This is a genomic window from bacterium, assembly GCA_026398675.1.
Classification (GTDB): Bacteria; RBG-13-66-14; RBG-13-66-14; order RBG-13-66-14; family RBG-13-66-14; genus RBG-13-66-14.
In genome coordinates, this window is the sequence record JAPLSK010000177.1 from 1 (window position 1) to 7,280 (window position 7,280).

The 7,280-nt window shown below is 64.5% G+C and carries 9 protein-coding genes and 1 other RNA gene; 8 read left to right on the plus strand and 2 right to left on the minus strand.

Annotated elements, in window-relative coordinates:
* Both NTW26_05760 and NTW26_05765 read left to right on the plus strand, forming a co-directional pair.
* On the plus strand, positions 1 to 1,381 hold a 1,381-nt coding region (locus tag NTW26_05760), incomplete at its 5' end, for a hypothetical protein (GenBank protein ID MCX7021768.1).
* 128 nt (positions 1,382 to 1,509) lie between these two features.
* Complete coding sequence (locus NTW26_05765; GenBank protein ID MCX7021769.1) at positions 1,510 to 1,842, plus strand: hypothetical protein; 333 nt, start codon at positions 1,510 to 1,512, stop codon at positions 1,840 to 1,842.
* A 53-nt stretch (positions 1,843 to 1,895) separates the two neighbouring features.
* Here NTW26_05765 and rnpB read toward each other — a convergent pair.
* Both rnpB and NTW26_05775 read right to left on the minus strand, forming a co-directional pair.
* An RNA gene (gene rnpB, locus NTW26_05770) (RNase P RNA component class A) lies at positions 1,896 to 2,381 on the minus strand.
* A gap of 520 nt (positions 2,382 to 2,901) precedes the next feature.
* Entirely contained in the window at positions 2,902 to 3,576 is a 675-nt protein-coding gene (locus NTW26_05775) for a radical SAM protein (protein ID MCX7021770.1), read from the minus strand.
* A gap of 88 nt (positions 3,577 to 3,664) precedes the next feature.
* On the opposite strand from NTW26_05775, the gene NTW26_05780 reads away from it, so the two are divergent.
* The 6 genes from NTW26_05780 (at position 3,665) to NTW26_05805 (ending at position 7,019) form a co-directional block, all read left to right on the plus strand.
* Positions 3,665 to 4,051, plus strand: a complete 387-nt coding sequence (locus NTW26_05780) for a hypothetical protein (protein MCX7021771.1) — start codon at positions 3,665 to 3,667, stop codon at positions 4,049 to 4,051.
* Positions 4,052 to 4,180: 129 nt separating this feature from the next.
* Complete coding sequence (locus tag NTW26_05785) at positions 4,181 to 5,719, plus strand: DUF5916 domain-containing protein (protein ID MCX7021772.1); 1,539 nt, start codon at positions 4,181 to 4,183, stop codon at positions 5,717 to 5,719.
* Positions 5,720 to 5,957: 238 nt separating this feature from the next.
* Complete coding sequence (locus NTW26_05790) at positions 5,958 to 6,215, plus strand: hypothetical protein (GenBank protein MCX7021773.1); 258 nt, start codon at positions 5,958 to 5,960, stop codon at positions 6,213 to 6,215.
* A gap of 186 nt (positions 6,216 to 6,401) precedes the next feature.
* Positions 6,402 to 6,608 carry a hypothetical protein gene (locus NTW26_05795; protein ID MCX7021774.1) on the plus strand — a complete coding sequence of 69 codons (207 nt, stop codon included), beginning with the start codon at positions 6,402 to 6,404 and terminating at the stop codon, positions 6,606 to 6,608.
* Positions 6,605 to 6,820: a hypothetical protein gene (locus NTW26_05800; GenBank protein ID MCX7021775.1), complete on the plus strand. Its 216-nt coding sequence runs from the start codon at positions 6,605 to 6,607 to the stop codon at positions 6,818 to 6,820. The genes NTW26_05795 and NTW26_05800 overlap by 4 nt, the downstream gene beginning before the upstream one ends.
* A 22-nt stretch (positions 6,821 to 6,842) precedes the next feature.
* The gene (locus tag NTW26_05805) at positions 6,843 to 7,019 is read left to right on the plus strand and encodes a hypothetical protein (GenBank protein MCX7021776.1); all 177 of its coding nucleotides are present in this window, start codon (positions 6,843 to 6,845) and stop codon (positions 7,017 to 7,019) included.
* Positions 7,020 to 7,280: the final 261 nt, after the last annotated feature.

The following is a 7,280-nucleotide window of genomic DNA, read 5'->3' on the forward strand; positions in this document are numbered from 1 at the left end:
GCTCGTCGCCGGGGCGCTGGTCATCATCCTCGTCTGGTCCATCCTGAACCGTTTGACCCGACGAAAACCCCACCTCCCCCTGCTCGGGGCGGTTCTGGCGGCGTTGTACTTCCCGTTGAGCTACCACTCCGGGTCGGGGCTGGAGACGGCCTTGTTCAGCGCCCTCCTTCTGGCGGCGGTCCATTCCTACCTGCGAGCGCCGCCCCGGCGCTTCCCCTGGACCGGACTCTGGCTCGGCCTTCTGGCGCTCACGCGCACCGAGGGGCTGGCCTACACCCTCTTCTTCGCGGTGCACCATATCTGGATGCGGCGCCGGAAGACGGAGACGGGCGCGGATTGGCGGGATTTAATACCCGCGCTGGGCCTGCCGCTGGCGCAGCTCGTGTTCCGACTGTTCTACTACGGTCTCCTCCTGCCGTTGCCGGCCATCGTCAAGGCCGGAGGGTCGTTGGCCCATATCCTGGGTGGCCTCAAGTTCGTCTTCAACTGGATGTGGGGGACGCCGATCATCCTTTTGGCCTTCCTGGCGGTCTACGGGGTGATCCGGCACTGGAACCGATCCGAGCCCGGTCTGCTCCTTTTCCTCCTGGCGGCGGTGACCGGGTTCACCGTTTACACCGGCGGCGATATGATGGGGTACTACCGCTTTCTCTTGCCCGCGTATCTCCTCCTCGTCGTGCTGGCGGTGGGCGGGGTGGACGAACTGTTCGGCGCGCTCGCCCCGCGCAGGCTTTTCCCGGTTCTGCTCTCCGTCTTCCTGGCGCTCTGGACCGCGGCCTGGTTCGGTCTGACGGCGGTGACGCGCGTCCGCCACCCGAAGGAGTTTCTGGAGCCGGCCAGCTCCGGCTGGCTGCACGACAACGTCCCGCCGGGAACCTGGCTGGCGAGCGGGGCCACGGGACGTCTGGGCTATTTCTCCGATCTGCCGCTCATTGACTACTATGGGCTGTGCACCGTCGAGGTCGCCCTGCACGGAGTGCGTACGGACGAATTTCGGCCGGGCCACGAAGTGGGCGACGCGGAGGCGGTGTTCCGCCGGGAACCGGGCCTAATAGTCATCCGCCCCCTGCCCGGCACCCGGGACCAGATCGAGGACTGGATCGCCGGTCGGCGGGCGACGACGGACTACACCTGGGCCGAGCTTGCCTTCGCCCAGCAGCTCGTCCTCTCGGATCCCCGGATGGCGGACTATCAGGCGCTGGTGGTGGACGTCACCGATCGTATCGAGGGGACGCCGCCGGGGGGCGAGTCGTACTACCTGGGCTTCTATGCCCGACGTGGGGAGCTGGCGGATCTCCTGGTCGCCCGGGGGGCGGTGGCGGTGGAGCCGGCGAAGCCCGAGGGCTTCTTCGATCCGCGCCAGGAGCAGTCCAAAGAGTGAGCCTCGGTGGAGACCGGGATGCACCGGCCGACTGACGGCCGGGCCGTCGCGTGAAACCGCCTCCATCCGCCTCGTATCAAAGGGGGTGAATCCCTGAGTTAAAAAGAGGCGTTCACCGAGGAGGTTTGATGAGATTTTTCCCCTTTTTCGCGGTGCTCTTTACGGCCTGCGGCTTCATCGGCGGGGGGGTGGACGTGGATCCCCAATACCTGCACAAGGTGGAGCTCGACCCGGCCGGCGCGACCCTGCTATCCGTCGAGTGGCGCAGCGGTGGGATCGAGCTCATCGGCGACGACGGCGACTCGGTCCGCGTCACCGCCGTCGGATGGAAGTACGGGGGCCTGGTCTGGTTCGAGGAGTGGCTGGATTACACCGACTTCCGGCGGGAGCCCGACAGGGTCGCGCTGGAGTTCATTCGGTTCGACACCGCATCGGGGAGCGTCGAGGTCAACGTGCGATAAGGCTTTCGATTGCCGCGCCGAGATAAAAAAAGACCGCCTTGCGGGGCGGTTTTTTTGCGGGCGGACCTGTAAGCCGAATTTTGTACCCCTTCGTACGAGCGGGTTTCCCCTCCGACGGGGTGACGGCCATCCATCTTACGTCCCGGATTACTCCGGGACTCCAGCGACCTACCCGGAACCCCGACCATTACGGCGCGAGGCGGGCCACCTCTGGGGGTTCCCTATTCGGTCTTGCTCCAGACGGGGTTTACCGAGCCGACGGCGTCACCGCCGCCGCTGGTGGGCTCTTACCCCACCGTTTCACCCTTGCCGGTCCGGCGACCGGTTCGCCGGTCTTGTAGGCCGGCTTGCCGGTCCTGTGGGCCGGACTTGGGCGGTTTGCTTTCTGTTGCACTTTCCGTACCCTTGCGGGCCCCGGGTGTTACCCGGCGTCCTGCCCTGCGGAGTTCGGACTTTCCTCGGAGCGTTTTTTTAGCGAGCCGCTTGGAGACTAGGTCTCTAGTTCGGCCCCCTCGCACCGCGGCCGTCCGGTCCGCCCGCGGGGAATAAAATAGCACAAAATCACCGTCGCGCCAAGTAAAGCTTCCCTCTCCCCGCGGGAGAGGAGATGGGGATGAGGGCTGCGCATGTCCCCTCCCACCTCTGGGGGGGGGTAGGGAGGGGGGGTGTTGCGGTCCCCTCTCCCTTCCAGGGAGAGGCGCGTCTACGTGTTAGGGTGAGGGTCGGGGTTGAGAACGGCGGGGACTATAGTCCCCGCCCTACATTTAGGATTCAATCGTCACCGGGCGGGTGTGGACACCCGCTCCTACGTCATCACAACCTGCGAGGCGCGGACCGATGTGAGGGGCGAAGCGGCCCCCCTCTCCCCGTGGGAGCGGCGCGCCGACGGGGCTGGGGTGAGGGCTACCTTATATCCCCTCCCCCCTCTGGGGGGAGGCTCGCCTACGGGCTAGGGAGGGGGGTAAAAAAGGCGGGGTACAGAGCCCCCGCCCAACGGCAATTGCACGATTTAGGGGCGACCGTCCACGGTCGCCCGCGGCGGGGCCTAGAAGCTCCACCCTAACGCTTGCCCGGCGGTTCCCACTCAAGGTGCCCGTAGGCGTCGCAGCGGGAGCAGACTGTTTCTTCCTCGGTCTGGCCGGACCAGGGCCAGCGGTAGAGCGGCACGAACTCCACCCGGTCGGCCAGCGGCTCCCAGTATCGCCTGAACTCGTCCCGCTCGCCCGCGTTCTCGGGCATCTCGATCATCCGCACGTGGGTGGCGCAAGCGGTGTCTTTGGCGAGCACGCAGAAACGGGTGACGCGCTCGTAGACCGCGTTGCGGTTTATTCCGGGCCGCGTTTCTTCGTAAGCCCCGGTCGAGAAGGCGTCAATGGAGAAGCGGACCTCGTCGAGGCAGAGCGCAAGGAGCGCGCGCGCCCTCTTTTCGGGCAGAAGCTCGCCGTTGGTGTTGAGCTCCACCCGCGCCGTGGGATCCCGCTTGATGAACCCGACGATCTTCTCCAGCCGGATGTCGCACAGCGGCTCGTTCTGCAGGAATGGGCGGTACGTGACGCCCAAGCCGCGGGTCTCGCCGATGATTTTCCGCCAGATGTGCTCCTTCATTTTCACCGGGCCCCGCTCGATGTCCTTCTGACGGCAGAAGGGGCAGGCGGCGTTGCAGGCTGTGGTGGTCTCGATCTGGATGTACCGGGGAGAGGGGGGAAAATTGCTGAAGCGGTCGGGGTTTTCCATGGTTCGGTTCACAGGCTTGCTATGCGGATGGTTTCTTCCGTATACTAATCCTTTAGGCTGGGAAAAACCACCCCCACGAAGGAGCGATATGAGAAAGGTCCTGATTTCGATCTTCACGCTGGTCGCCCTGATCCTCCTGACCGGCGCCGATTCCGGCGAGGTCTGGGGTCCCGACGCGCCCAAGACGACGAGCAACCAAGAACATGCCCGGCCGCAGGTCATCGTCATCATGTTGGCTCCCGGCACGAACATGACGGCCGTGACGACCTTCAACGCCACCCAGCACGTGAACCGCATGGAGCACGTGACGGGCCAGATCTACCGACTGTATCTCGAAGCGGGGACCGACATGGTCGCCGCCCGGCAGGCTTACGCCAGAAACTCCATTTTTACCCATGTGGACTACGAGGTCGAGGTCAGCTACGAGGTCCACGCCGGTTGCGGGGCCGGAGGCGGAGTGAGCGCGGGGACGTAGGCCGCCTTCCCGGCCGCCGGTTTCAGTCGGTATAGCGCGATACCTCTCGCCCCCGCAGGGAGACGAGCCGGTTCTTCGTGCTATAATCGTAAAAAATTCCTCAAACGATCAGCTTCCGGGGGTCGCCTGATGAAGACCGCGGCACGATTCGTTGTCCTGTTCGCGCTTCTATGCGCCGTGACGAGCGTCTCGGCGCGCCAGGTCACGGCGGTCCGGACCCAGGTTCCGCCCATAATTGACGGCCGACTGACCGACATCGGCTGGACCCAGGCCGAGGCGACGACGGGCTTCGTCTACCGCGGGGTCGGCCTCCCCTGGCCCGCCTCCCAGCAAACCCTGGTGCGCGTCCTCTACGACGACGACGCCCTCTACATCGGCGTGGCCTGCTACGAGACCAATGTGGACGATATCGTCGCCGATATGGTGTACCGCGACGACCCCCTGTGGCTGGACGACTCGTTCACCGTCTTTCTGGACAGCTTCGACGACGGCCGCTCGGCGTACATGCTCGTGGTCAACCCCCTGGGCACCCGCTACGACGCGTACTTCACTCAGGACGGCCAGTACATAGACAGCGCCTGGGACGGGGACTGGAAGGCGGCGGCGGGCGTCGAGGAGGACCGCTGGGTGGCCGAGCTCAGGATACCCTGGCGGGAGCTGCACTACGTGGATCCCACCGACGGCTGGGGGATAGACTTCTGGCGCAACGAGGTTCCCAACGACGAGTCCTCCATCTGGAGCAACCTGGATACCAACCTTTACAAGGTGAGCAAATTCGGCCGGCTGGAGGGCATCCGGGACCTGGAGATGCCCGTGACCGTGAGCTTCGTGCCCTACGGCACGGCCAAGCGGCAGTGGAACGACGTGGAAGACGCCATCGTCTGGGAAGACCCCACCCTCATCAAGACCGGGGTGGAGGACACCTTCTCGGGCGGGATAGACGTGGATTTCCGCCCCTTCCCGGCGATGAGCATCGTCGGCAGCATCAACCCCGATTACGCCCAGATCGAGAGCGACCTGGACGAGCTGAACCTCTCCCGTGACGAGCTGTACCTCGACGAGAAGCGGCCCTTCTTCCGCGACGGCAAGTCCCTCTTCGATCTGCCGCTGGAGCTTTTCTACTCCCGGAGGCTCCAGGACATCTACTACGCCGGGAAGCTCTACGGCAAGCTCGGCGGCCTGCGCTACTACCTCCTCGACGTGGAGGGCACCGTGGCCGACAAGGCCGACATGACGTTCTACCGCGGCGACTGGTGGATGGACCGGTTCAACGCCAACGTGGCGGCGGTGCGCCTGACCCACGACATATTCGAGTCGAGCGCCGTGGGGCTCACGGTAGTCAACAAGTTCCAGCGCGAGCGGATGACCATCGAGTCGCACGGACCATTCGACTGGGAGTACGTGACGGTGGCCGATCCGATAAACGACACCACGCTGGGGCTGGATTTCAGCTGGGCCACGGATTTCGGGCTCCAGGCCACGGGTGAGTTCGCCTATGAGACGAACCCTGAGCGTGAGGTGGACGACTACGCCTGGTACGTGGGCGCCGAGTGGAACGACCCCAGCTGGATGATCGGGATTAAGGCCCAGCAGGTGCAACCCAAGTTCGACGCCGAGATGGGCTACCTGCCCTACACGGACCTGGATACCCTGGGGGGGGAAGCGTGAGGAGCTTTCCGAGACCGAGCGGTACTCCTACCAGAACGGCACCTATTCCAGTACCCTGGGGTTCAACCTGGACCGCTACTCGGGCCTGGGGCTGACCTACGTCGGCGGCGACTTCTACGGGTACGACCTCAACTACTGGGAGCTGACTTACTCCTACGCGCCGGTCTCGGGGCTAACCTTCGAGGGGGGGATCGAGTTCGAGAAGCTGGCGGACAAGGACATCCTCGGAGCCCCGGGGATGGACGACCTCGGGTGGGAGGGCCGGCACTGGTACGTGAACCTCGGCATGACCGCGAAGTTCATTGACGAGGTGTGGCTGCGGGTCTTTACGCAGCGCAACACATTCGGCGGGCGGGAGGAGCTAAACGCCCTTCTGGCCTACAACTACCTCCCGGGCAGCTACATTTACCTGGTGTACAACCTCCTCCAGCCCACGACCCGCGAGGAGACGGAGCACATCCTTTTCCTGAAACTCACCTTCGCGCTGGACATCTGAGTCGGGTGGGCGGGTGTGGACGCCCGCCCCTAAGACAAGGGGCTTAAGCCCCTTGTTCATCAGGGATTTGAGCCGGGCGGTGCGACAAGGGGGTGAGACAAGGGGTTTAAACCCCTTGTTCCACCGGGCGGTATAGTTCCACGGCACTTACGAACGGGGGGCGGATCTAATCCGGGGGGTTCCCTCATGAGCGGCACCGGCGGGCTGTCCACGGGCGCCAAGGTCATTATCGGCCTCCTGGCCGTCGTCGGCGCCTTTTCGCTGGTGAGCTCAATCTTCTGGTCGCTCTGGATTTTCCTGCGCTGGATTCTGGGGCCGCTTTTGCTGGTGGGGTTGATCGTCTACATCGTTGCGCGCCGCCGTGAGACCCATCGGGTCCGGAGAAAACAATGACCGGAAGCTCTGAGGGTGCCGGGTGCCTCTTGGCGGGATTGATCTTCCCCCTGGCGCTGGTCGGCATCGGCCTCATCGTGCTCGTGGGCATCATCGCCGGGATATTCGGCCTTTTCTTCGGCCTGTTCTGGTTTCTTTTGAAGTGGATTTTGGGGCCGCTCGTCGTCGTAGCGGTCATTTTTTACCTCATCGGCCGCGCGAACAGGCGGTAGCACCGCCGTCCGGGGAGGGAAGATGAAACGTCTGACCGGAAGCAAGGGCACGCTCATCGCCTTCGGCATCCTGATCCTGGCCATTCTGGTCGTGTGGCTCCTGTTCAAGAGCCTGGTATTCCTGGTCATCTACGCCCTGCCCGCAGTGGTGGTCATCGGCATTATCGTGTGGCTGGTGGCCCGCAAGCGGGAGCGGTAGAGCCCTTCTCCCCGTGGAAGGCCAGCGAGCGCAGGCCGTGGTGAGGGGTGAAGCGGTCCCCCTCTCCCCGTGGGAGAGGGGCTAGGGGTGAGGGCTACCTTATAATAAGAAAACGGGCGGGTCAGGAGACCCGCCCCTACGTCATCACAGCTTGGGGGTGAGGGCCGCCGCATGTCCCCTCTCCCTTTTAGGGAGAGGGTCGAGATTGGGAAAGTAGAAAAAACGGCGGCCCGCAGGGGATGCATCCCACGGAGCCGCCCT

Bases quoted from the DNA above. Each gene is read 5' to 3' on its own strand.
- NTW26_05790 (MCX7021773.1), top strand. From the start codon at position 5,958: ATGGACGACCTCGGGTGGGAGGGCCGGCACTGGTACGTGAACCTCGGC.
- NTW26_05800 (MCX7021775.1), top strand. From the start codon at position 6,605: ATGACCGGAAGCTCTGAGGGTGCCGGGTGCCTCTTGGCGGGATTGATC.
- NTW26_05775 (MCX7021770.1), bottom strand. From the start codon at position 3,576: ATGGAAAACCCCGACCGCTTCAGCAATTTTCCCCCCTCTCCCCGGTAC.
- NTW26_05765 (MCX7021769.1), top strand. From the start codon at position 1,510: ATGAGATTTTTCCCCTTTTTCGCGGTGCTCTTTACGGCCTGCGGCTTC.
- NTW26_05780 (MCX7021771.1), top strand. From the start codon at position 3,665: ATGAGAAAGGTCCTGATTTCGATCTTCACGCTGGTCGCCCTGATCCTC.
- NTW26_05785 (MCX7021772.1), top strand. From the start codon at position 4,181: ATGAAGACCGCGGCACGATTCGTTGTCCTGTTCGCGCTTCTATGCGCC.
- NTW26_05795 (MCX7021774.1), top strand. From the start codon at position 6,402: ATGAGCGGCACCGGCGGGCTGTCCACGGGCGCCAAGGTCATTATCGGC.
- NTW26_05805 (MCX7021776.1), top strand. From the start codon at position 6,843: ATGAAACGTCTGACCGGAAGCAAGGGCACGCTCATCGCCTTCGGCATC.